Genomic DNA, 24993 nt, shown 5'->3' on the forward strand with positions numbered 1-24993 from the left:
TTTAAATTTGAAAATCACCTATGAGTTATCCGGCGAACTTTTATGTCGTAGTCAGGATTGGGAGCTCCCATTATAGAGCTAGCAAATTACAGTTGTAGCTTGCGAATTGAGATTCACTATTTGTTTAGTGAATAAAAATAAGGTGGTACCGCGTAATGACGCCCTTTAATAGCCAGTTGGCTGTTGAAGGGCTTTTTTGTTGATTTAATTGAAATTTTTAATAAAGGTGGTAAGTGCTATGTCGGACTCAAGCGATATTTCAGATATTAATAACATTAAATTTACTATTAAACACCCTTTACCTAAATTTTAAAGTATTTTATGGAGGAATTGATTATGACTTTAGTAACAACCGAACCTACTACCTTGACTGAAAATGAACTTAAATTTGCCCACGCCTTATTTGATGCTTATCAAACACGGAAACCACTGACTGAAAAAGATTGGCAAGATACTGTTACCACGGATGAACGAGCCTATGCTGTTCAAGATAAACTGACTGCCTTAAAACGTGAAGCAGTTGGTGGCTATAAAGTATCCTTAACGAGCGCTAAAACACAAGCAATGTTTGCTGCAACAAGCCCTCTATACGGTGCACAAGTTAAAAGTCACTTTTTAACTAGTCCAGCAACAGTTAGTCTACAAACATTAATGGAACCCTTAGTTGAAGTTGAGTTAGCCTTTGAAGCAACCGCTGATTTACTACCTACTGACTCATTAAGTGATCTAATGGCTAAGACTAACGTCGCGGGAGCTTTAGAATTACCTGATTCTCGCTTTGCAGATTGGTTCCCACAGCTATCCAAGTATATGGTAATGGCTGATGCTGCTGTTGGTGGGTTAGTTGTATACAGTCAACCAAGACCAACTACTAGTCTATTTAAAGATGTTGATCAAGTAACCAAAGTTGCCTGTGAATTAACCCATGATAATGAAACAGTTGCTAGTGGGCAAGCAAGCGAAGTTCTGGGTAATCCGCTAAACTCGCTTCACTGGCTCGTTGCTCAATTAGCTGACCAAGGTAAAACCTTTAAGGCCGGACAAATGGTTTCAGCAGGGACCTTTGTTTTACCACCAGCTCTTACTACTGGTACTTGGCACGTTGATTTTACGCATGGTTTGGCTAGTGTTACGGTGACAGTTACCGCTTAGGTTTTAAATGTTGACTGGCTTTCCATTGAAGTATTGATATTTTTTTATAAATTAAAAATATTTCCTATTTTTGATCAGTTAATCACAAAGGTAAACTAAATGTGTTATTAAATTATATTCTTTGTGAAGTATTTCAAAATGGCCAATGTAACAATTAAAAATTTAACCTTAGCAACTGATAAAACAAGTATTGCTATCCCAATTACTAAAGATACTACTAGTTCTATTTTAGAATATGCGCAAGCGATTAAAACGGTAAACCCAGATTTGGTTGAATGGCGCATTGATTTCTTTGAGGCTGTTCTAAATGACACTAAATTAATTAAAACTAGTCATGATTTACGAGCAATCTTAGCCCCTATTCCCGTTTTAATAACATTTAGAACCTATGGAGAAGGAGGTAATCTGCCCCTTGATGATACTAGTTATTTTAAATTATTAGCAACGATTATTGATAATAATTTAGCTGATTCAATTGATATTGAACTTACTCATGATTTTGCTACGATTAAAACCTTAGTTACGAATACTCATGCTGCGAATATTCCAGTCATTATGAGTAATCACGATTTTGTTAAAACACCTTCACTAACTGATGGTCTTAGCTTATTAACTGCAATGGATCGTTTAGATGCAGATGTTTTAAAAATTGCTAGTATGCCCAATAGCACGATGGATGTGTTAACCGTTTTACAACTATCGACAATGGCTAATCAGATTTTTGATAAACCAATCATCACCATTTCCATGGGTGAACTTGGTAAATTAACCCGTTTTAGTGGACCCGTTTTTCATTCCTGCTTAACCTTTGCAGCCTTAGAAGATGCATCTGCACCCGGTCAGTTAGATCTTGATACGTTAAAAACATTCTTAGCTGAACTTAGTTAAGTACCATTTTAATCCATAGTCTTGCATGCATTATCACCTAATCATCGAGTATGCCTTTGCTAATCTGTTAAGCAATTTGTGTTAGTAACTCAAGGTTACGTAGATATTAAAAAAGAGCAGAAAATTTATTTTTTCTACCCTTTTTTATTGTATATGTTAAATTATTAATTTACCGCTATTAACTTTTAAATATTAGCATTGTGACCTCGTTATGATAAAATAAACAAATTTATCATTAATTTTAACAGCAGACAAGGTTAGCGTAAAAACTTCGTGAAAAAAGAAGCTAATTTTAAAAAGCCATTGACAATTGCTTATAAATGTTAGAACATATTAATAATTTTAATTTTTTTAACATTTAAGATTGATTAATATATAGTTATTCCTTTTATCATCCATTTATTTTGCCTATCGATTAGGAGGTAGTTTATGTCAAGTTTCAAAGAAAAGATTTTTCGTAAAGAAGATCCCAGCGTTTATGAGAGCAAGGATGCCCATCTTGTTCGATCACTGCGTGTTCGTGATTTTTTAGCTCTTGGCGTGGGAACCATTGTTTCAACTTCAATCTTCACCCTACCCGGTGTCGTTGCCGCTGAACATGCTGGTCCTGCTGTCGCATTGTCATTTTTAGTCGCGGCAATTGTTGCTGGGATGGTTTCCTTTGCATATGCTGAAATGGCATCAGCCATGCCCTTTGCCGGTTCAGCATACTCATGGATTAATGTTATCTTTGGTGAATTTTTTGGTTGGGTCGCCGGATGGGCCTTACTAGCAGAATACTTTATCGCCGTTGCCTTTGTCGCATCTGGTTTATCAGCTAACTTCCGTGGGTTACTTGAACCATTAGGTATTTCACTCCCTGCTAGTTTAAGTAATGCCTTTGGCACTAATGGTGGCGTTATTGATATTGTTGCTGCCGTTGTTATTTTAGGTGTTGCCCTATTACTATCACACGGTGTTTCAACCGCTGCTAAGATTGAAAACGTCTTAGTTATTTTAAAAGTTTTAGCCATTCTTTTATTTATTGTCGTTGGTTTAACTGCCATTCGTACCAGTAACTACTTCCCCTTTATCCCTAAATATCACATGACAGCAAATGGGGACTTTGGTGGTTGGCAAGGCGTATATGCTGGCGTATCCATGATTTTTCTAGCATACATTGGTTTTGATTCAATTGCTGCTAATTCTGCTGAAGCAATCAATCCGCAAAAAACGATGCCTCGTGGTATTTTAGGCTCATTAGCCATTGCCGTTGTCTTATTCATGGGTGTTTCCTTAGTCTTGGTCGGCATGTTTAAATATTCAAGTTATGCTAATAATGCTGAACCAGTTGGTTGGGCTTTACGACAAAGTGGCCATGCAGTTGTTGCAACCATTGTCCAATCAATTAGTGTTATTGGGATGTTTACCGCACTGATTGGTATGATGCTAGCTGGTTCTCGTCTGCTTTACTCATTTGGTCGTGATGGCATGCTTCCTAAATGGCTTGGCCAATTAGATAAAGCAAACCGCCCAAATCGCTCACTTTGGCTCCTCACTATTATTGGTCTAGTTATCGGTTCGATGTTTCCTTTCGCCTTTCTGGCCCAATTAATCTCGGCCGGCACGTTAATTGCCTTTATGTTTGTAACGCTTGGTATTTATGGTCTACGTTCTCGTGAAGGTAAGGATATTGACGTACCTGCTTTTAAAATGCCTTTCTATCCAGTTATGCCCGCCCTTAGTTTCATTGGTGTTTTAGTTGTCTTTTGGGGCTTAGGTAACGATGCTAAACTTTACGCTGGTATCTGGTTTATCGTCGGTGTCATTATTTACTTTACCTATGGTTCAAGAAACTCGTATCTTAATAAACAAAAGTAGGTGAGTCACATGGTTGAAGATACAAATCGTTCCTTATTAACTAAAGAAGCTGCTGCCCTATCCCCGGCAACACGTGTTAAATATTATGATATTGTTATTGACCATGGTAACGGTGCCACAATTACCGATGCTGATGGTAAAACATATATTGATTTACTAGCTAGTGCCTCTTCAACAAACACTGGCCACGCTCATCCCCACATTGTTGCAGCAATTACCAAGCAGGCTCAAAAATTAATTCAATATACACCAGCCTATTTTGCCAATGAACCTGCCGCTAAATTAGCTCCACGGTTAGCCGCCTTGGCTCCCATAAGTGGTCCAGTCAAACTTGCCTGGGGTAATTCCGGTTCAGATGCAAATGATGCCATCATTAAATTTGCGCGTGCCTATACTAATCGTCAGTATGTTGTTAGCTTTACGGGGGCTTATCATGGTTCAACTTACGGTTCTTTAACTACCTCTGCTGTTAGTCTAAATATGAGCCGCAAAATTGGTCCCCTATTACCAGGTGTTGTTAAAGTACCTTATCCCGATCCCTGGCAACGACTTGCTAACGAAAGCGAAGATGCATTTGTTGACCGGTTGTTTAGGGCCTTTAAACAACCCTTTGAAACCTATCTACCAGCAGAAGAAGTTGCCGTTATTTTAATTGAGCCAATTCAAGGAGATGGTGGGATTGTTAAAGCACCAACTAGTTATTTAAAAAAAGTTTATGATTTCGCCCATGAACATGGTATTTTATTTGCCGTTGATGAGGTTAATCAAGGACTCGGCCGTACTGGTAAATGGTGGTCAATTGAAAACTTTGAAGGGCTTGAACCTGATTTAATGTCGGTTGGTAAATCATTAGCTTCTGGCTTACCCCTAAGTGTTGTTATGGGTAAAGCACCGATTATGGATGCCTTGGGGTCACCTGCGCATACTTTTACTGCTGCAGGTAATCCAGTTACCACAGCAGCGGCCTTAGCTACCCTAGATGTTATTGAAAATGAACATTTAATTGAACGCTCAGCGCTTTTAGGTCAAAGAGCGCAAGCCTTTTTTGAAAATGAGCAAAAACAATTTGCATTTATTGGTGATGTACGGATGTATGGCTTGAACGGTGGGATTGATATTGTCGATCCAATCACTGGGTTGAGTGATGCCACTGCTACCACTAAATTAATCTACCGGGTTTTTGAACTAGGCGCAATTATTATTAGTCTCCGTGGTAATGTCTTACGGTTCCAACCACCATTAGTTATTACAGAAGATGAACTAACACAAGCCTTTAGTATTCTCCATCAAGCCTTTACTGAACTAGCAGCTGGCACCTTGGAACTCCCAAATAACGCTAGCGAAATTGGTTGGTAATATGTGCGATTAGCATAATAAACTAGCCCTACCAGCTTCATTTAAGGTGCTTACTTAAATAATAAAACAGAGATTAATCACCGTTTATTATTGGTGATTAATCTCTGTTTTTGTTTTTTAACATTAACTCTGAAACCCGCTTGACCATAAATCGATTGAACCGCGCTTTACACATGAATACCTAAGGCCAAACGAGCTAGTTGACTCATTTTTTGCACGGACCAACGTGGTTCAAAAACAATTTCAAAGTTTACTTTCTTAACCCTAGAATGCCTAAGTAAAGTTTCTTCAATTTGTTCTTTTAAATAATCGGTCAATGGGCACCCTAACATTGTTAAAGTCATGACGACTAAACAACTACCTTGATTATCAAGTTTAACGTCATATATCAAACCCAAATTAACCACATCAATTTATAATTCTAAATCAACAACTTGTGTTAAAAGGTTTAACGCGATAGGCATAAATTCATTGTTTTGTTTAACCAATTGATCCTTCCATTTCAAACGCAATCAACCGATTTAATTCAACTGCGTATTCCATTGGTAACTCTTTTGTAAAGGGTTCAACAAAGCTCATTACAATCATTTCAGTTGCTTTACTTTGACTAATTCCACGTGACATTAAGTAATACAATTGGTCTTCAGAAATTTTAGAAACTTTAGCCTCATGTTCCATCGCTACATCACTATTCAAAATTTCATTATATGGAATTGTATCACTTTTTGATTGATCATCCATAATGATCGTGTCACACTCAACATGTGCTAAGGATCCTGCACTATTCCTAGCAAATTTTACATTACCACGATAGTTAACACTGCCACCAGTTCGCGCAATTGATTTTGAAACAATTGATGATGATGTATTGGGGGCATTATGAATCATTTGCGCACCCGTATCCGAAATAATGCCATTACTAGCTAAGGCAATTGATAACATTGTTCCTCTGGCACCATAACCATTAAGATAAACGGAGGGATACTTCATTGTCACTTTTGAGCCAAGATTACCATCCACCCATTCCATAATTGCATTATCCAATGCTTGTGCACGCTTAGTTTCTAAGCTATACACATTATCTGACCAATTTTGAATCGTCGTATAGCGACAATACCCATTAGCTAATACGTTAACCTCGACCACAGCAGCATGTAGACTATCTGAGTCGTATTGTGGCGCCGTACAACCCTCAACATATTCCAGATGTGCACCTTCATCAACAATAATTAGGGTTCTTTCAAACTGCCCAGTGTTCTCAGCATTTAAGCGAAAATACGCTTGAATTGGCATTGGTACGGTCACCCCAGCAGGTACATAGATAAAACTCCCTCCTGACCAAACGGCACTATTTAAGGCTGCATATTTATTATTATCTGGTTTAACTAATTTGCCAAACCATTTTTTAAACAACTCTGGGTATTCTTTTAACGCACTATCAGTATCAGTAAATATAATTCCCATTGTTGCTAATTGCTTTTGGATATTGTGATACACAACCTCTGATTCATACTGTGCAGATGAACCGGCTAAATACTTGCGTTCTGCTTCTGGGACGCCCAAACGATCAAAAGTTGTTTTTATTTTTGCTGGGACGTCTTCCCAATCACGATATTTTTTATCCGTCGCCTTTTGATAAAATTTCATATTTGCTAAATCTAGTTTACTTAAATCCGGCCCAAAATTAGCTTCATTCATTTTAAGATAGGTTTGATAGGCTGCTAGCCGATACGTTAACATCCACGCTGGTTCATTTTTAGCCGCTGATATTTGGCGGATGACTGCTTCACTCAACCCCCGCCCTGTTGAAAATACTGGTTTTACATCATCATGAAAGCCATATTCATAATCTTCATCTGTCATGATACTTTCTAATTCACTCATTTACTTACCTTCGTTTTCCAAAATTTCAGCTAAGCCATGCCACGCCAAGGTAGCACATTTAATTCGGGTTGGAAACTGCGCAATACTACTTAATACGGCAGCATCTTTCAATTGCTGATTATCAGCTTGGGTAATTACTTGACCACTAATTTTTGCCAAAAAGTTAGTAATAACTTTCTGGGCAGTTTTAATCTCTAGCCCCTTAACCGTGTTAGTTAACATACTCGCTGATGCTTGTGAAATAGTACAACCATGACCGGTAAATTTAATATTGGTTATTATTTTATTTTCAATCATAACTTGAAGCTCAATAACATCACCACAAGTTGGATTTTTTAACCTAATCTGGGCAGTTGGCATTACTAGTTGTCCTTGGTTATGCGGATTTTGTGCATGCTCAAGAACTACTTGTTTATAAAGTTGTTCTAGTTTTAATAAAGTCATGATTTAAAAAAGGCCTCGAGTTCTTTTAGGATCTTAGCTACCTTACGTACTTCACTACTTTGATTATAAATACTGGTACTAATTCTTAACGTTGCTAAAACGTGTAAATAATCCATTAATGGTTGCGCACAATGCTGTCCAGCTCGAATTGCGATACCTGCTAAATCCAAACCAGTGGCAATATCATGCGGATGCAAATCTGCAAGATTAAATGAGATAACACCATAGTGATCCTCAGGTACTTGCGAACCATAAATTATTAAATTGGGAATTGTTTTTAAATTCTTAAAAGTAGCTTGCATTAAGGCTTGTTCATGACTTATGATTTTTTGCCACCCAATTTTCTTTAAATAATCGATGGCGGCGGCTAAGCCAATGGCTCCTGCAATGTTCGGTGTCCCAGCCTCAAATTTCCACGGTATTTTTTGCCATGTTGCGGTATCTTGGGTTACTTCATCAATCATTTCACCCCCAAATTGAAGTGGTTCCATATCCTCTAATAATGCCTTTTTACCATACAGGACACCAATACCAGTCGGACCATACATTTTATGACCAGAAAAAGCTAAAAAATCAATATCTAATTGCATGACATCAATTGGAAAATGAGCCATTGCCTGAGCCCCATCAATCACGGTAATGGCGTTTTTTGCATGTGCAAGTTTAATTAATTCTAAAATTGGGGCGCGCATGCCTAAAACATTTGAAACATATGCAAACGTAACAATTTTTGTCTTATTAGTAATCTTTTGTTGAGCATCCGTTAATGATACTTTTCCGGTTTGATCCAACTTGATGAACCTTAACACAGCACCAGTCTTTTGCGCTAATTGTTGCCATGGAACAATATTACTATGATGCTCAGCGACCGTTAATACAATTTCATCACCTGTTTGTAATTTACTTTCATAACTTTTAGCAATCCAATTTAAACTTTCCGTTGTTGAACGTGTAAATATAATTTCTTCGGCAGTCGCCTGAATAAACTTAGCCACTGTTGTTCGAGCCTGCTCATATTGGTTTGTTGCATTATTCGCTAAGGTATATGTTCCCCGATGAACATTGGCATTAGCAGTGTTGTAATAGGCCATAATCGCCTCAATTACTTGCTGTGGCTTTTGCGTGGTTGCCGCATTATCTAAATATATAAGTGGTTGCTGATTCATTTGTGTTGCTAAAATCGCAAAATCTTGTCGAACATTAACTGTTTTTTTAGAATTATCCATTAACTAACTTTTCCTCAATTTTTCCTAATATCCGCTGAGCTAATGCCTGATCGATACTACTATCAATCGTTTTACTTAAAAAACCAGTGACAACCAATTTTTGTGCCATTGCTTTTGATAAACCACGACTCATTAAATAGTAAAGTTGTTGCTTATCAATTTGCCCTACACTAGCGGCATGCCCTGCTACAACATCATTTTCTTCAATTAATAGAATTGGATTAGCATCACCACTAGCATGGCTTGATAACATCATTAAACGATTTTCTTGATTAGCATAAGTTCCATGTGCCCCATGATATATTTTACCAATACCATTAAAAACTAATTTTGAAGCATCTAGCAAAACGCCTCGTTGATTTATTTCGCCCTTAGAATGATGCCCATAGTTTAGCAGCTTAGTATTAAACCCATGTTGTTGCTGTTGACTAGTAATACTAATCACGTTTATTTTTGACTCGGATCCAGCACCAATCAGATGACTAGTACACTCACTGATTAGGTTACCTTTACTTAAATCAACTAATTGCCAATTTAACTGACTAGCAGTAGCTAAATGCGCTGTGCGTTTAAGATAGCCAAAATTACTTGCTAATTGATCAAGACCAATATATTGAAGTTGCGCATTTGCATGTAACGTAATATTAACACCGATATGCGTTGGGCTTGCTGACTGTGGTGTTGAAGCTATTTCATGCATAATTTTTAATTTACTATTTTTACCAAGAATAACGATTGTTTGATTGCAATAATCAGTCTGTTGATCAGAGGCTTGGTCTGTTAAAATTGTTAATACTTCGTCAATTTCAACATTATCTGGCACCTTAATAAGCCAACCACTAGTCATTAGTGCAATTTGATAAGCTTCAGTTTTAGTATTAGCCTGTTTTAACATTTTTATTAGTTGATCTTTTAAAATTTGAGGCACTAATTGAATTGCTTCTTTGAATGTATAAGTTTTAAGTCCTTTTTCTTGCATGCTTTTAGCAAGCTTTTTACTATAGTGATCCGCATAGTTACTTAGTTGATACTCAATTTGTTGCTGGGCATCTATATCCTTTTGTTGTTTAATTATCGTCTTACTGGTAATAAATTGCGGCCAGTCTTTATATGCGATTTTATCAACCCGTGGTAACTCTAGTTGGTTAGCCCGTTGCCATGCTTGTATTCTAATTTCTTTTAACCATTGTGGCTCTACCTGTTTTAAAATACGCTCCATTGCGGTAGCTAATGCTTGTTTCTCTACCTTTTCTACCATTCATTTAATTCCCCACTAATTTAGTCTTCATCAACAAGCTTAATATCCAAACCTAGCTCATCACGTAAATGAGCATAGCCTGTCTGTTCCAATTCTTGGGCTAAGGCCCCTGTTCCAGTTTTAACAATCCGTCCATCCATCATAATATGTACGTAATCTGGTTTTATATAGTCCAATAATCTTTGATAGTGGGTAATCATCAAGGTTGCAAACTTTGGTCCCGCTAAAGCATTTACACCTTGGGCTACAACTTGAAGTGCATCAATATCCAATCCTGAATCAATTTCATCTAAAATTGCAAACTTTGGCCGTAACATCATCATTTGTAAAATTTCATTCCGCTTTTTTTCACCACCAGAAAATCCTTCGTTTAAATATCTTTCAAGCATTGCTTCTGACATATTTAACATTTTTAAATTTCGTTGGAGTTCTGCCATGAAATTACCAATTGATAATTGCTCTTTTGGTGATCTTTGGGCATTCATTGCTGCCCGCATAAATTCAAAGTTTGTAATACCACTAATCTCAACTGGATATTGCATTGCTAAAAACAGACCAAGCCGTGCTCTTTCATCAACTGTTTTTGCTAGCAAGCTAACGTTATCAACTAGGATATCGCCACTAGTTACTATATAATTAGGATGACCCATGATGGCTTGCGAAAGTGTTGACTTACCAGTTCCATTTGGCCCCATAATCGCATGTGTTTCACCGGTGTTAATCGTTAAATCTAGTCCTTTAATAATTTCTGTTTGTTTTTTTGTTTCATTGTCGACAATTGCCACATGTAATTGGCGAATTACTAAGGTTGACATAGTAAGCTCCTTATATTTAATCAAAGTTAGGTATTTGTTGTTCAAAGGCGGTAATTTGGGCCGCGTACTGCAAGGTTAAATCAATGTCGTCTTGTCCTTTAATTAATTTATCTTTCCACAGTTTATTAATCAAAAAATTGGCAGAAAATGTTCCACATGAAACATTTTGATTAGGTAAATGAATTGCTACTTTTTGCGTAGCAGCAAGCTTAGCAAGTTTTTGCCGATCTTCTTCTGGTAAAACAATTGCTAACAAACCATTTTTAGTACTGTTCATATAAAAGATATCACTATAGCCGCCTGCAATTATTGCTTTGAAACCATAATCTTTAAGTGCCCAGACTGCATGCTCACGCGATGACTCACAGCCAAAATTATTACCTGTAATTAAAATTTCTGCCGATTTATATAAAGGTTTATTTAAAACAAAGTCTTGATTAATCTGCCCATTTTCATCATAACGCCAATCAAAAAATAAGTCTTTCCCAAAACCAGTTTTTAGAATATTTTTCAAAAATTGTTTAGGAATAATTTGATCAGTATCAATATTTTCTTTCATTAACGGTACCGTTGTCGCTTTAATAATTGTAATTGGTTGCATATTAGCCAACTTCCTTTCTTATATCAATAAAATGACCATTAATTGCGGCAGCGGCTACCATCGCAGGACTAGCTAAATGAGTCCTTGAACCTACGCCTTGCCGTCCTTCAAAGTTACGATTAGACGTTGATGCACAATGTATACCACTAGGAACCTGATCAGGATTCATTCCTAAGCATGCCGAGCAACCTGGTTCACGCCATTCACAACCAGCTGTCTTAAAAATTTGATCTAACCCAAGCGCTTCGGCTTGCTGTTTAATCAATTGCGAGCCAGGGACAACCCAAGCCGTCACTTTCTCATTAATGTGTTTACCTGCTAATATTTTAGCTGCCTCTTTTAAATCCGATAAACGCCCATTAGTACATGAACCAAAAAAAGCCCAATTAATAGGAATATCCATTGCCTTTTGACCTGGTACCAAATCGACATAAGCATAGGCTTTTTTATCGTCCTCATTTTTAATTGCTGGTAATACTTCATCAACCCCCACCGACATTCCCGGATTAGTTCCCCATGATATTTGGGGTGCCAACTGAGCCACGTTCATTTCAATGATCTGATCAAAAGCATCGGGACTATCCGTTTTAAATTGTTGCCAATATGTGATTGCTTTATCCATATTTTTTGGCGCATATTTCCGTCCGTTAACATATTCAAAAGTTATTGCATCTGGTTGTACGCTTCCCATCTTTGCACCACCCTCAATAGCCATATTGCAAAGAGTCATCCGCTCTTCCATACCCATTTTTTCAATTATATCACCATAAAATTCAACTGCTTGAACTGCGGCAAAATCAGCTGTTGATGCAATTGGAAAACCGGCCTCAATAACATCAATTCCCCATTTTTCAAGGTTATTTGCAATTTTGATCTTATCTTCAACACTAAAATTAACCCCAATTGTCTGCTCGCCATCCCGCAAAGTGGTATCCAAAAATTATACTTTTCTCATTTAAAAAACTCCTTCTCTAATAAAAAAACCTCCTACTTGGAGACTTCTTTAAGTAAGCGCCTCATTACTTACATCAAAATAGGGCTTAACATGTGTCAGGCCCGTCAATTATAGTAATAGGTTTAGTAAAGTGGTTTTTGCATTAATCTTAATTGACATATTTTAGCGTCCTTCTAATCAAATGTTACATTCATCACTAGTGATTGCCGTTAGATTACGCCGCTAAAAACCCTATGTCAAGCTCTAATTATATTATACTAATTTTTTATAATAATTATTTAAAACCACTCTATTTACTACTTTCTTCACAAATTATTAATTGCTACTCAAACCATTTTTAATGGCATAATTTATGCTTATTCTTGATTAATATTGATTAAAAAATAAATTAAATAAAAAAAGATATTGACATTCTTTTCTCATTTATGTAAAGTAATACTCATAAAATAACAAAACAAAAAGGAGATTTTTATTATGACTAACTTTAATACTAATATCATTAATAACGCCCTCCTCCTCAACCTTCTACTCATCTAGAGTCTAGTAGGTTGACCTTTTGGTTTGTCCCAGCTACTAGACTTAATGTAAGTTTAGTAGCTGGTTAGGAAAACGTCTTTCACAAACGTCCTAACGAGCAATCGTCAGGGCGTTTTTTATTTACTCTCGCGATTGTTTACCTAGGACTAATCACACAGTAAAAATAGGAGAATAAGATTATGGCTCAAAATTCAGTTTCGCACCAACCAATGATTATTGACAAAAAAGCAATTACGGATGAGGTTACGCAAACCAAAACATCAATTAAAGAAACCGTTTATAACGTTAGTGCAGCGGTTTCCAATGCAATCTTAGTTACACTAGGTATGGGCCTTTTATTACAAACAATTGCCGGTTTTATTAATTGGGCCCCCATGGTCCAAATGGGTGCTATAACTAAAGTAATGTTACCCGCGGCCTTTGGTGCAGCCATTGCATCCCAAATGAAAACAAATACGATGGTTATGTTTGCTGCAATGGCCGCTTCAACCGTAGGTGCTAATGCTGTTTTCTTCAGTGAAAAAGCTGTTCAAGGTGTTACTGCTACTGGTTATGCGGGTGCGCAAGTCGCTGGATCAGCAATTATTACTACTGGCCAACCAATTTCAGCAGTCTTAGCGGGTTTAATTGCTGTGTTGTTTGGTAAATGGCTTAGTGGTAAAACACCCTTAGACATGGTTATTGTTCCTGCAGCCACAACGATTGTTGGAACAGTTTCTGGTTATTACTTAGCAATGGTGACGACACCCGTTTTGGTGGCAATGGGTAAAATTATTGCCTCAAGTGTTGCTGTCAATCCGATTATGGGTACCGCAATTGTCGCAATGACCTTTGGTGCTTTAACAATGACACCTGCGTCAGCTGCTGCTTTAGCCGTTGCTATTGGTGCAACCGGTATTACTTCACCACAAGCAGCCGGTGCTATTTTAATCGGGACTACCGCTGTTTTTGTAGGTTTCCCTGCTATGTCATTCCAAGAAAATAAGATTGGTGCAACAATTGCCCAAGGAATTGTGACACCAAAAATTCAATTTCCAAACCTTACCCAAAACCCTGCATTGATCATTCCACCAATGATTGGTGCTGCTATTGCGGCCCCAATTGCTACTATTGTATTTCATGTAACAGCCCCCTTTACAATGGCTGGTATTGGTTTCAACTCATTCATCGTTCCCTTGGCCTTGGCTGGTTCTAATTTTGGATCTTTCATTGCTTATATGGTAATTGGTGTAATCGTACCAATCATAGTTTCATTTATTGGCTATCGAATTATGCGGAAAATGGGATGGGCTAAGGCTGAACAATTACATTTGGAAATGATTTAGTCTTATAAAACCATCTTTAAAGTTTTACAAAAAAATTAATCGAGGTATTACCATGTTTAATCAAAACGCCTTTTGGGCAAAATTCATTCGTAAAGAATCACCTAGTAACTATCAAAAGCTTGATAAGCGACTTGATGGTAATGCACTAGGTACCAAAGAGTTAACTGCTATTGGTGTTGGAACAGTTGTGGGTGCTGCTATTTTCATTATTCCCGGGGTCGTTGCAGCTAATTACGCCGGTCCTGCCGTTGCTATTTCATTTATTATTGCTGCCATTGTCGCCGGTCTTTCGGCACTTGCGTATGCTGAATTTTCATCAGCACTTCCTTTTGCTGGTTCAGCCTATACTTGGTCTAATATCATTTATGGGGAATTCTTTGGTTGGGTTGCTGGCTGGGCTTTATTAGCAGAATACTTAATTGCTTTAGCATACTCCGCCTCAGCTTGGTCGGCCTATATTCGTGGTTTCCTTTCAACCTTTGGTATCACCATTCCAAAAGCCTTAACTAGTACTTTTGCGCCAAAAGCCGGCACATACATTGATTTATTTGCTATCATTGCCGTGCTTTTGGTTTGGTTCTTATTATCTCGTGGAATTCGCGATACCGCTAAAGTTGAAAATTGGCTAGTTGTTGGTAAAATTATTGTTATTATTTTATTTATTGCTGTTGGTATGACAGCTATTCATCCTGATAACTTCCATCCATTTATTCCTAAAAATGAAGGTGGAACTCGCTTTGGTTGGTCTGGGATTGTCGCTGGTGCTTCACAAATTTTCTTTGCTTATATTGGATTTGATATGATGACTTCCAATGCTGCTGAAGCTAAAAATGCTCAAAAAACTGTTCCCCGAGCTATTTTTGCAACATTAGGTCTTGCTACAGCATTATTCATTGGTGCCTCTTTAGTTATGGTCGGTATGTTTAAATATACTAAATATGCCACTATAACCGATCCTGCTGCGTGGGCTTTACGCCAAACTGGCCATGTTTTTGTGGCTAACTTGCTTTCAATTGTTGCTTTAGTTGGTATTTTTTCAATGTTAATTGGTGTTTCTTTAGGTGGTTCACGGTTAATGTATGCCCTTGGGCGTGATGGTTTACTTCCTAAGCAAATGGGGCAAGTAAATAAAGCTGGTACCCCTCATATTGCTTTAAGCGTTCTTGCAATTGTAAGTATTATCTTAGGAGCTATCTTCCCAATTACCATGCTTACTAACTTAGTATCAGCTGGTACTTTAATTGCCTTTATTATGATTTCATTCGGTGTTTTAATCTTACGACGGCGTAAAGATATCGATCATTCTGGTTTTAAGATGCCTCTTTATCCAGTATTGCCAGTTATTGCAGGTTTAGCATCAATGATGCTTTTCTGGCAGCTAAATGTTGATGCTAAAATCTTAGCAGCTGGTTGGTTCTTCTTTGGTGTAATTATTTACGTTGTTTATGGTATCCGCCATTCTATTAAGTCTAATAATGTACAAAAAAGTAGTAGTTCTGTAAGAAAACAAGCCCCACTTGTTGAAGAATAAATTAGAGTGTGGCAACATCAATAAAATGATTAACTAAACCCCATGAGTTAGCTATTAACTCATGGGGGTTTTATTTTCGCAAAATAAATTTAAAGCGAACTAATTTTCTTCATTAGATCGCGCCAAACCGTGATAGCCATTTATTAAGCACGGACTGCCAAGATGATATTAGTTTATTTAGTCTTACTAAATAAAAAAACTAACATAACTTCAGTCTAGTCCTGAAATCATGCTAGTCAGATATTTTATTTATTAACAGTATTCTGTGGTTTGCCATCATTAAAAGCCTGAATATTCTTAACTGCGATATCTAACAATCTTGCGCGCGCTTCTTTAGGAGCCCATGCAATATGTGGCGTAATAAAACAATTCTTAGCAGTAAGTAACGGACTATCAGCAGCAATTGGTTCTTGTGGTGCTACATCAACCCCCGCTGCTAAAATTTTGCCACTATTTAAACCTTGGGCAACGTCAACATCATTTAACAGTTTACCACGTGATGTATTAATAATAATAACACCATCCCGCATTTTGGCGAGCGCATTTTTATCAATTAAATGGGTTGTTTCCGGTGTTTGTGGAACATGTAAACTAATAATATCAGCCTGGTTAAACAAATCATCAAGTGATACTTGTTTCAACCAGTCAGCATGGTCTTTAGGTCGATGATTATAGAAAATAACATTCATTGAAAAGGCATGTGCCATTTTAGCTACTGCTTGTGCAATTCGACCAAAACCAACAATACCGATTGTCTTATCTTTTAATTCAATTAACGGTTTAGCCCAAAATGTAAAATCAGGATTACTACTCCATTTACCAGCATGAACTAGTTCGCTATGTAAGCCAACTTGACTAGTAATTTCTAATAATAATGCAAAGGTAAATTGCGCCACAGCGTCAGTTCCATAAGTAGGAATATTGGTTACTACAATTCCAGCCTTGTTTGCAGCTTCAACATCCACAACATCATAGCCAGTCGCTAAAACTCCAATATATTTTAGCGTTGGTACTTTGTTTAACACATTTTCACTAATCGGTGTTTTATTAGTTAAAACAACGGTTGCGTCACCGATTCGCTTGACTATTTCAGCTTCATCACTAGTAGCTGTCCGATCATAAAAAGTACATTCCCCGAGCGCTTTTAAATGCGACCAATCCAAATCACCAGGGTTTAAGGCATAACTATCTAAGACAACAATTTTCATGTTCTTTTACACTCCTTATAGTAAGTACTATCTTAAAATAATCATAGCATGATATTTCTAAAATAACCTATTATAAAACTGCTAATTAGCTTAAAAGTTTATTTTAATAACCACTTAATAGGTAGCAAAAAATTATAGTTTGACCTTACAATACAAAAAAGCAACTAATTCAAGTTACGAATTAATTGCTCATCAAATTAAATGTTTTTAGGATCTTGTTGCTTTTTTATATTTAATTTAGGTTGTTTATCTGTTTCAACGTCTATTTCCTTAGCTTTAAGAGCATCTGAAAATTCCATTTCAATACTTTTTTCATTTTGCGCACCCTTATAAAAAAGCTTATATAAAACTAAACAAATTATTGGTAAGATAGCTGTTACTAAATACATTTGTTTGAAACTAACAAACGCCCGTAAAGTTCCTAAAGCGTAAGGTCCAACACCAATTCCTAAGTCTAAACCAATGAAGTATGTTGACAAAGCGACCCCAATCCGAGTACCATCTTTGATTAACTTCAAAGTTACCGCTTGTCCATTAGACATAAACGTCCCATATCCTAAACCAACAAACGCCCCGGCCAATAACAATTGCCAACTTTGTTGCGTCATACTTAATAACAACAAGCCAATTGTTAAAAAGATGTAGCTTGGATACATCACTGCATTTTCACCATGTGCATCAAAGATTTTACCTGACAATGGTCGTGTCACGGTAATAACTAATGCATATATGACAAAGAAAAATGAACTAGCACTTACCAAATTAATTGCTTCCGCATACGAAGCTAAAAATGATAACACACTTGAGTATGCTAACCCCATTAAAAAACCAACCAATGCAATAAATAATACTTTACTTTCAACAAACGTATTTATCTTCCAACTTTTAGCAACGGCAACTTGGGCCTTACTTAATTCAATATTTTCCACTTTTGTAAGTAAACAACCAATTGTTGTTAATGCAATTAATACTGTTGAAATACCGATAATCCAATAAAAATTAGTATAGTCAAGCAACAGCATTCCTACAAATGGTCCTATCGCGGCTGCTAAACTAGTACTCAAACCGTAATAATTAATGCCTTCTCCACGTCGGCTAAATGGAATATATTCTGTAACAATTGCATTTGTCGCTGTTGACACTGTTCCATAACAGAAGCCATTTAATAACCTAACTATGTATAACACAGCGATTGATGGCATGTACAAATATGCTAAAGTTGTAATTAAATAAAAAATAGCTCCGTAACGTAGCACTTGTTTGCGCCCAAATAATTCTAATTTTTTACCTATAAATAATCGCGCTAACAACGTGCCAATAACATAAATTCCTGATGCTAAACCTGCCTGGCTTAAACTAGCATGTAAATTATCCTGAGCAATAACGGCAATAATTACCATCAATAAATAATAAACTAAATACACCACAAAATTAATTATCGTGATACTGATAAAACCCTTGTTAAATAATTTTTCGCTCCTAGCCGCGTCCGTCATTCATACTCTCCTATTCTTTCTCATATGCTCTCTTCCAAATTTCTCTTCCTTAACTTGATACGCCGTTTGCCTTATCTCTATCACCTTCAATTATTAAAAATTAATACAAATCTTGGTTACTTATTGAAAAATAACTTGACTGTACTACAATAATACATTAATGGTTACATAATCAAAGCTATCAAAACTGATAACTATTATTTATATACAGCCGCAAAACGCTGTTATCTAGGGGGTTTTCAATGTACTTTCATGACTTAGAATATTATCAACAATTATTTTTACAAAAAAACTTCTCAAAAGTTGCCAAATCTTACAACGTAAGTCAACCAGCAATTAGTAATGCGGTTAAAAGATTAGAAGATTTTTTTGATACAAAACTTATGATTCGAGGTACTTCCCAAAAAGAACTCATTATTACCGCATCTGGTGAGCAATTATATAAACACGCCATCACCATTATTAACGAATTACAAACTGCTAAAAAAGAAATTCATCGCCTTAACACGCACACCTTAACTTTGGGCCTAGCGCCAATTATTGAAAATACCTATTTTGCCAAAATAGCTCATAATTTAAAACGTAAAGCATTGCTTACAAATGTGGCAATTTATGAAGCGGGTTCTAACGATCTTCGCAAAGCACTCAAAGAAGGTGAAATTGATATTGCTCTTATTGGTTCTATTAGTCATCATCATCATGATGAGTTCATTGTTAAAGACTTTGCTACAAGTAAATTTTCTATTTTTGTTAGTACCCAACATCCCTTAGCCCAAAAAAAAGGTGTTTATTTTGCTGATTTAAAAAATGAAACTTTTGTTTTTTTTAATCCAAGCTTTGTTCATATGCAAGCAGCCCGTATCTTTGCCCAAAACGCCCACTTTAAACCAAATGTTTTATTTAAATCAAATGATGTAAATTTCTTGATGAATATGGTTGCTGAAGATGTTGGCATCACCATCTTAGCTGAAGTCGCCCAACCGAACCGCAATGATGTTGTCAGCATTCCTTTATTAGATAGTGATCAACCTGAATTTTTTGCTAGTGTAGCTTATCGACGTAACCATGTCCTAACGGATGCCCAACAAAAACTCCTAAAGGTTATTACTGAAGAACTATACTAAAAGTTTTAAGTTGTTATACCTAAATGCTTTTATTTTGAATATTTAATTAATATAATAAAAACCCCCGATATTGGATTTTGGTCCAATATCGGGGGTTCACTTCACTTTTCACTAATTTATTAGTGCTATTATACTAATCAAAATACACTTACTTGTGGTATGGGCTACCAGCATTAATCATATAAGCCCGATAAACTTGCTCTGCTAATATCAACCGCATCAATTGATGCGGCAATGTAAACTTACCAAAGCTAATTTGTGTATCAGCTCGCTTAAGTACCTCATTTGATAATCCCAAAGATCCACCAATCACAAAAGTTATATCGGAATGCCCATATGTAGCTAAATGATCGATCTCCGATGCAAGTTCTTCACTACTTCGCTCATTTCCTAAAATGGCTAATGCAAAAACATATTCGCGATCTTTAATCTTAGCTAAAATACGCTCCCCTTCTTTTGCTTTCACTTGTTGCATTTCTGCTGCTGATAATTGCTCAGGCGCTTTTTCGTCTGGTACTTCAACAATTGAAAAATTGACAAATTTACTTAATCGTTTAGCATATTCCGCAATTCCTTGTGCTAAATACTTTTCCTTTAATTTTCCAACACCAATAATTTTAATATTCATCTAATTATATATATCTCCTATTACTTTTATTCATTCTATATTATATTATTTTATCTAGGAGTTTATCCACAGTTTTCCACACGAACATTATTTTTTTAATTAGCTACTATGCCTAAGTTACTAGTGTTTACTCCCACGAACAATTAAGTTATCCACATAAAAATAAACTTATCCACAGCTGTGTCTCTTGGTTGCTATAATCAACTTTTTTATTTAAAATAACAAGAAATCCACCAAAAACAAAAAGTTATCCACAAGGGGATAACTTTTTGTTGCTTTATTCTTTCTAAAATAAGTTTAATCGTGCAATCCTTTCACAAGCCTCTGTATATCTTGGCTCATCGATTAGTAAGCCTACTCGCACAAAACCTTCCCCACCTGAACCAAAACCAGTTCCTGGGGCTACTGCAACACCGGCTTTCGCTAATAAAGTATCCGCAAATTGCTGACTTGTGTACCCTTTAGGTACCGGCATCCAAGCATAAAAACTACCACCGCCAATATATGGTTCCCAACCAATTTTACGAGCAGCCCGATAAAAGGCATCTCTTCGTACTTTATATAAATTAACTAATTCTTTTACGGTTTTTTGATTACTATTTAAAGCTTCCGTTGCTGCCTGTTGTATTGCGGGAAATACACTAACAAATAAATGATCCTGAATTAGGTTTAAAGCTTCAATCATATCTGCATTACCCACTGCAAAACCGATTCGCCACCCTGCCATATTATATGATTTTGATAAGGTATTAAATTCAAGCCCAACGTCCTTAGCCCCGGGTGTTTGTAAAAAGCTTCTCGGTGGTTGTTCTGCAAAACCAATTGCGCCGTATGCAAAATCCTGTACAACACCAATTTTATTTTCTTTAGCAAAGGTAACCGTTTTTTGATAAAAATCAGCAGTAGCTATCGCACCAGTTGGATTATTAGGATAATTTAAATATAACAATTTAGCATCTTGAATAACTTGTTCATCTAACTGGGTATAATCTGGTAAAAAATTATTACTTTTTAGTAATGGTAATAATTCTAATTTTAAATTAGCTAGGGCAATACTAGATAAATAATCAGGATAACCAGGATTAGGTAATAATAACGTATCCCCGGGATTTAAAATTGCTAATGGTAGTTCCACTAAACCAATTTTTGAGCCACCTAAAATGCAAACCTCTTGCTCTGGATCAAGCTTGACCCCATACTCGCGTTGATAAAAATTAGCAATAGCTTCTTTTAATTCACTAGCACCCCGAAAACTACTATACTTATGATTTTCTGGGTTAATAATTGCTTTGTTCATTGCATCAATAATAAACTGTGGTGTTGGTTGATCAGGGTTACCTTGTCCTAAATTAATTACATCCACTCCAGCAGCAATTTGGCTATTTACTTTAGCGACTAAATCAGCAAAAAACTGTTTAGGTAAATTTTGTAAAATATTTGCTTGTTGAAATTCCATAATATCATTAGCCTCCTAACGCTAAACCGTTATGATCTTGTATAGTGATTGGCCAAACGATCACCAATCCATTGAATAATCTGCACAATTACTACTAAAATAACAATGACACTTATTAAAACACCCGTTTCATAACGATTATAACCATATTGAATTGCTAAATTACCAACACCACCCGCACCAATTGTTCCCACCATGGCCGAATAGCCAATGAGACTAATAATCGTTAGGATAATTCCTCTAATTAATGCCGGTAATGCCTCTGGAAATAAAACGTCTTGGAAAATCAACCAAAAACCAGCCCCAGTCGCTTGACCAGCCTCGATTACCCCTTGATTAACTTCAGCAAATGCACTTTGCGCAATTCTTGCAAAAAAAGGTACGGCCGCTACCGATAATGATACAGCTCCTCCCATTGGGGTATATGGATCGCCAGCAATTAACTTAGCAAATGGAATTAAAACTACCATTAAAATCAAGAATGGTAATGAACGAGTTGCATTAATAATAAATCCAACAATACTATTTAAAACTGGACGTGGTGTAAATAGTTGATTTGAATAATAATATAGTGCCAAACCAATCAATGTACCAAAAATAATACCAATAATACTTGACACTAGTACCATTTCAAACGTTTCCCATAATGCCTGTCCTAAATTTTCCTGTAAAATGTGTAAAGTTTCTGTCATTCTCCCACCTCAGCAGATGTCGTTACTTGGCTATTAAACGCTGCAATGGCCTTTTTTATTGCTAGTGTCTCACCAGTAATGTAAATTGATAAGATACCAATTGCTCGCGCCTCAATAAATTCAATATGGCCTTGTAAAATACTAATATCAACATTGGTTTCTCGTGCAATAGCTGTTATTAGGGGATGCAATGAATCCTCACCATGATATTTAAGTGTTAAAATTTGGCCTTGCGTGGCTTGCAATGCTAACTGTTGCTTTATTTCACTAGGAATCGCTACTGCTAACACATGGTTTACTAATTTTTTGGCCATTGGTGATTGTGGATTAGCAAAGATTTCATATGTTTTACCTGTTTCAACTACGACCCCGTTATCCATCACGGCCATACGATTGAATAGTTTTTTGGCTACTTCCATTTGGTGGGTAATAAACACGATTGTAATTTTCAAACGTTTATTAATATCCTTTAATAAGTTTACGATTTCTTCAGCGGTGGCGACATCTAGCGCACTTGTTGCTTCATCACATAATAAAATCTCTGGCTCATTTGCCAATGCCCGGGCAATGCCAACTCTTTGCTTTTGACCACCAGATAGCTGATTAGGATAATTGTCTACTCGATCGGCTAATCCTACCAAGGACAATAGTTCATTAATTTTAGCTGGTTGCTCTTTTTCAGGATACCCACCAGCTGTTAAAGCAAAAGCTATATTCTGACCAACTGTTCGATTACTAATTAAATTAAAATTCTGAAAAATGAAACCAATTTTCTGTCGAACTTGTTTTAATTTTTGCTTGGTTAAACTAGTTATATCAATTCCATTTATTTTTACTAACCCGGTACTTGGTTTTTGAAGTCCATTAATCGTTCTTACGAGTGTTGACTTACCAGCCCCAGATAAGCCAACAATTCCGTATATTTCACCCGCTTCAATTGCTAATGAAACATCATTAACGGCACTAATCGTCCGGTTTTTTGCTTTAAAAAGGACTGATACATTGGTAAGTTCAATTTGACTCATAGTCCCCTCCTATTTCCAAGTATCTGGTTTTTGAAAATTCTTAAACTTAGACTTAGCAATTGCATCTTTAAAGGCTTGACTATTTAAGACACTTTTAACTGCCTTCGCAAATTTACTGTTTTTAGCACTTGTTTTTACGACAAATACTTCTTGATAATCCGCACTTAAGTTTTCAAGTGCCAAAGCTTTACTTGGATCCAAATTAGCATTCCATGAATAATTACCTGGAATTAGTGCGATTGTTACATTACTTTGCGATTGTGGTAATTGCGCTGCATCAAGTGTTTTAAATTTTAAATGTTTTGGATTACTTGTAATATCTGCTAGACTAGCTTGTGCGACATTAATCTTCGCCTTTAATTTGATCAATTTATTAGCTGCTAATAGCTGTAATGACCGTGCTAAGTTAGAGGGATCATTAGCTAATGAAACAGTTGCTCCGTTCTTTAATGCACTTAATTTAGTAATTTTTTTCGAATAAATTCCCATCCCCAACGTTGGCGTCTTTGCAATTGCGGTTAGTTTTAAATGATTAGCTTTCGAAAATGTTTTTAAATATGCCGTATGTTGAAATAAATTTGCATCAATTTCACCCGTGCTAAGCGCTTTATTCGGTTGAATGTAGTCATTAAATTCTTTAGTCTTAACTGTGAAACCTTTCTTTTTAAGCAACGGACCGATTACTTTTTTAGCCATATCACCATATGGGCCTGGTGCAACCCCAATTGTCACAGTTTTAGTAGTTTGACTCGTTGCTTGCTTAGAATTTAAATGACCAATGGTAAACACACCTCCTAATAAGATGATAATTATCCCAGCCCCTATTAACCATTTTGTATTTCTTTTCATTGTAATTCCTCCATTTTTTATTAAACTAAACAAAAAGTCGTCCTTTATTAAAAAATAAAGGACGACTTTTGCCGCGGTACCACCTTAATTAAGTCCATCTAATGCTTGCACTCACTCATTGCTGTGATATCGGTCAGTTACCGTAGTTAGCTTACGCTTAATTAGCTTCCCTAGGAACGCTCACTAACTAATTTTAAACCAATAGACCATCTTCGTATCTTTATCGTAATCAACTTCCACCACTTTGTTGACTCTCTGTCTTTGATAAATAATAGTACTCATCCTTGGCATGTTGTTTAGCTATTGCTTGTATTATGAGCAAAGGATTAGATTAAGTCAATAAAAAATTATTAAAAACTCATTTAAATTAAATTTAATTTTAATTAAAATTCACCTATTACTGTTTTTACTGCAAAATTAACCAAAAAAATAAACTATTAGGGATATTTCATCCTTAATAGTTCGGTTTAAATATTGGGTCTACACTTTTTGGTACTGATAGACATGACGTCGTCATGTTAATCGGTATCTTTTTTTCTTGCATTTTGTAAAAAAAGGTGTAAAAAAAGAGATAACCCACCACCACCAAGCAGAAAGGAAATCTCCATGGATAATTATCTCAAAATATCACTCACATTAAAAGACCCAAATTTAAAAATCGATAATACTTTCAAAAACCCTAA

22 protein-coding genes and 1 other annotated feature (1 of these 23 cut by a window edge) are annotated in these 24993 nt (G+C 36.2%); of the genes, 7 read left to right on the top strand and 15 right to left on the bottom strand.

Going from position 1 to position 24993, the window contains the following annotated elements; translation table 11 throughout:
- Positions 1 to 169: a binding site (T-box leader), on the top strand; it begins 74 nt to the left of the window's first position.
- A 167-nt stretch (positions 170 to 336) separates the two neighbouring features.
- The 4 genes from JOC59_RS00655 (at position 337) to JOC59_RS00670 (ending at position 5256) form a co-directional block, all read left to right on the top strand.
- Positions 337 to 1152, top strand: coding sequence for a 2-keto-4-pentenoate hydratase (locus JOC59_RS00655; protein WP_205142867.1), 816 nt, complete (start codon positions 337 to 339; stop codon positions 1150 to 1152).
- A 138-nt stretch (positions 1153 to 1290) separates the two neighbouring features.
- Positions 1291 to 2040, top strand: coding sequence for a type I 3-dehydroquinate dehydratase (gene aroD, locus JOC59_RS00660; RefSeq protein ID WP_205142868.1), 750 nt, complete (start codon positions 1291 to 1293; stop codon positions 2038 to 2040).
- Positions 2041 to 2469: 429 nt separating this feature from the next.
- The gene (locus JOC59_RS00665) at positions 2470 to 3900 is read left to right on the top strand and encodes an APC family permease (RefSeq protein ID WP_205142869.1); all 1431 of its coding nucleotides are present in this window, start codon (positions 2470 to 2472) and stop codon (positions 3898 to 3900) included.
- Positions 3901 to 3909: 9 nt separating this feature from the next.
- Complete coding sequence (locus tag JOC59_RS00670) at positions 3910 to 5256, top strand: aspartate aminotransferase family protein (protein ID WP_205142870.1); 1347 nt, start codon at positions 3910 to 3912, stop codon at positions 5254 to 5256.
- Positions 5257 to 5423: 167 nt separating this feature from the next.
- On the opposite strand, the gene JOC59_RS00675 is transcribed toward JOC59_RS00670, so the two are convergent.
- From JOC59_RS00675 to JOC59_RS00710, 8 genes are all read right to left on the bottom strand, one after another.
- On the bottom strand, positions 5424 to 5663 hold the full coding sequence (locus JOC59_RS00675; protein ID WP_260344383.1) for a metal-sulfur cluster assembly factor: 240 nt from the start codon (positions 5661 to 5663) through the stop codon (positions 5424 to 5426).
- 73 nt (positions 5664 to 5736) lie between these two features.
- Positions 5737 to 7140, bottom strand: a complete 1404-nt coding sequence (gene sufB, locus JOC59_RS00680; RefSeq protein WP_205142871.1) for a Fe-S cluster assembly protein SufB — start codon at positions 7138 to 7140, stop codon at positions 5737 to 5739.
- Positions 7141 to 7584, bottom strand: coding sequence for a Fe-S cluster assembly sulfur transfer protein SufU (sufU, locus tag JOC59_RS00685; RefSeq protein WP_205142872.1), 444 nt, complete (start codon positions 7582 to 7584; stop codon positions 7141 to 7143).
- Positions 7581 to 8810 carry a SufS family cysteine desulfurase gene (locus JOC59_RS00690; RefSeq protein WP_205142873.1) on the bottom strand — a complete coding sequence of 410 codons (1230 nt, stop codon included), beginning with the start codon at positions 8808 to 8810 and terminating at the stop codon, positions 7581 to 7583. The genes sufU and JOC59_RS00690 overlap by 4 nt, the downstream gene beginning before the upstream one ends.
- Positions 8803 to 10068, bottom strand: coding sequence for a SufB/SufD family protein (locus JOC59_RS00695; RefSeq protein WP_205142874.1), 1266 nt, complete (start codon positions 10066 to 10068; stop codon positions 8803 to 8805). Before JOC59_RS00695 ends, JOC59_RS00690 begins: the two co-directional genes overlap by 8 nt.
- Positions 10069 to 10088: 20 nt before the next feature.
- Complete coding sequence (gene sufC, locus JOC59_RS00700; protein ID WP_205142875.1) at positions 10089 to 10883, bottom strand: Fe-S cluster assembly ATPase SufC; 795 nt, start codon at positions 10881 to 10883, stop codon at positions 10089 to 10091.
- Positions 10884 to 10899: 16 nt separating this feature from the next.
- Positions 10900 to 11484: a 3-isopropylmalate dehydratase small subunit gene (leuD, locus tag JOC59_RS00705; protein ID WP_205142876.1), complete on the bottom strand. Its 585-nt coding sequence runs from the start codon at positions 11482 to 11484 to the stop codon at positions 10900 to 10902.
- A gap of 1 nt (position 11485) precedes the next feature.
- On the bottom strand, positions 11486 to 12421 hold the full coding sequence (locus tag JOC59_RS00710) for an aconitase family protein (protein WP_205142877.1): 936 nt from the start codon (positions 12419 to 12421) through the stop codon (positions 11486 to 11488).
- A 734-nt stretch (positions 12422 to 13155) separates the two neighbouring features.
- Here JOC59_RS00710 and JOC59_RS00715 point away from each other — a divergent pair.
- Together JOC59_RS00715 and JOC59_RS00720 are read left to right on the top strand one after the other, a co-directional pair.
- The gene (locus JOC59_RS00715; RefSeq protein ID WP_205142878.1) at positions 13156 to 14301 is read left to right on the top strand and encodes a PTS sugar transporter subunit IIC; all 1146 of its coding nucleotides are present in this window, start codon (positions 13156 to 13158) and stop codon (positions 14299 to 14301) included.
- A 52-nt stretch (positions 14302 to 14353) separates the two neighbouring features.
- A complete protein-coding gene (locus JOC59_RS00720) occupies positions 14354 to 15832 on the top strand; it encodes an APC family permease (protein ID WP_205142879.1) in 1479 nt (492 codons plus the stop codon).
- Between the two features lie 245 nt (positions 15833 to 16077).
- Here JOC59_RS00720 and JOC59_RS00725 read toward each other — a convergent pair whose 3' ends face one another.
- Positions 16078 to 17040 carry a D-2-hydroxyacid dehydrogenase gene (locus JOC59_RS00725; protein ID WP_205142880.1) on the bottom strand — a complete coding sequence of 321 codons (963 nt, stop codon included), beginning with the start codon at positions 17038 to 17040 and terminating at the stop codon, positions 16078 to 16080.
- A 197-nt stretch (positions 17041 to 17237) separates the two neighbouring features.
- Positions 17238 to 18536 (bottom strand): MFS transporter, encoded by a 1299-nt coding sequence (locus JOC59_RS00730; protein WP_205142881.1) that lies wholly within the window; start codon positions 18534 to 18536, stop codon positions 17238 to 17240.
- 242 nt (positions 18537 to 18778) lie between these two features.
- On the opposite strand from JOC59_RS00730, the gene JOC59_RS00735 reads away from it, so the two are divergent.
- Positions 18779 to 19660: a LysR substrate-binding domain-containing protein gene (locus JOC59_RS00735; protein WP_205142882.1), complete on the top strand. Its 882-nt coding sequence runs from the start codon at positions 18779 to 18781 to the stop codon at positions 19658 to 19660.
- A 148-nt stretch (positions 19661 to 19808) separates the two neighbouring features.
- On the opposite strand, the gene rlmH is transcribed toward JOC59_RS00735, so the two are convergent.
- From rlmH to JOC59_RS00760, 5 genes are all read right to left on the bottom strand, one after another.
- A complete protein-coding gene (gene rlmH / locus JOC59_RS00740) occupies positions 19809 to 20288 on the bottom strand; it encodes a 23S rRNA (pseudouridine(1915)-N(3))-methyltransferase RlmH (RefSeq protein WP_205142883.1) in 480 nt (159 codons plus the stop codon).
- A gap of 286 nt (positions 20289 to 20574) precedes the next feature.
- A complete protein-coding gene (locus tag JOC59_RS00745; RefSeq protein WP_205142884.1) occupies positions 20575 to 21744 on the bottom strand; it encodes a pyridoxal phosphate-dependent aminotransferase in 1170 nt (389 codons plus the stop codon).
- Between the two features lie 29 nt (positions 21745 to 21773).
- Positions 21774 to 22436, bottom strand: a complete 663-nt coding sequence (locus JOC59_RS00750) for a methionine ABC transporter permease (protein ID WP_205142885.1) — start codon at positions 22434 to 22436, stop codon at positions 21774 to 21776.
- Positions 22433 to 23461, bottom strand: a complete 1029-nt coding sequence (locus JOC59_RS00755; protein ID WP_205142886.1) for a methionine ABC transporter ATP-binding protein — start codon at positions 23459 to 23461, stop codon at positions 22433 to 22435. Before JOC59_RS00755 ends, JOC59_RS00750 begins: the two co-directional genes overlap by 4 nt.
- 9 nt (positions 23462 to 23470) lie before the next feature.
- Positions 23471 to 24310: a MetQ/NlpA family ABC transporter substrate-binding protein gene (locus JOC59_RS00760; RefSeq protein WP_205142887.1), complete on the bottom strand. Its 840-nt coding sequence runs from the start codon at positions 24308 to 24310 to the stop codon at positions 23471 to 23473.
- Positions 24311 to 24993: the final 683 nt, after the last annotated feature.

Source organism: Periweissella beninensis, from assembly GCF_016908275.1.
Classification (GTDB): Bacteria; Bacillota; Bacilli; order Lactobacillales; family Lactobacillaceae; genus Periweissella; species Periweissella beninensis.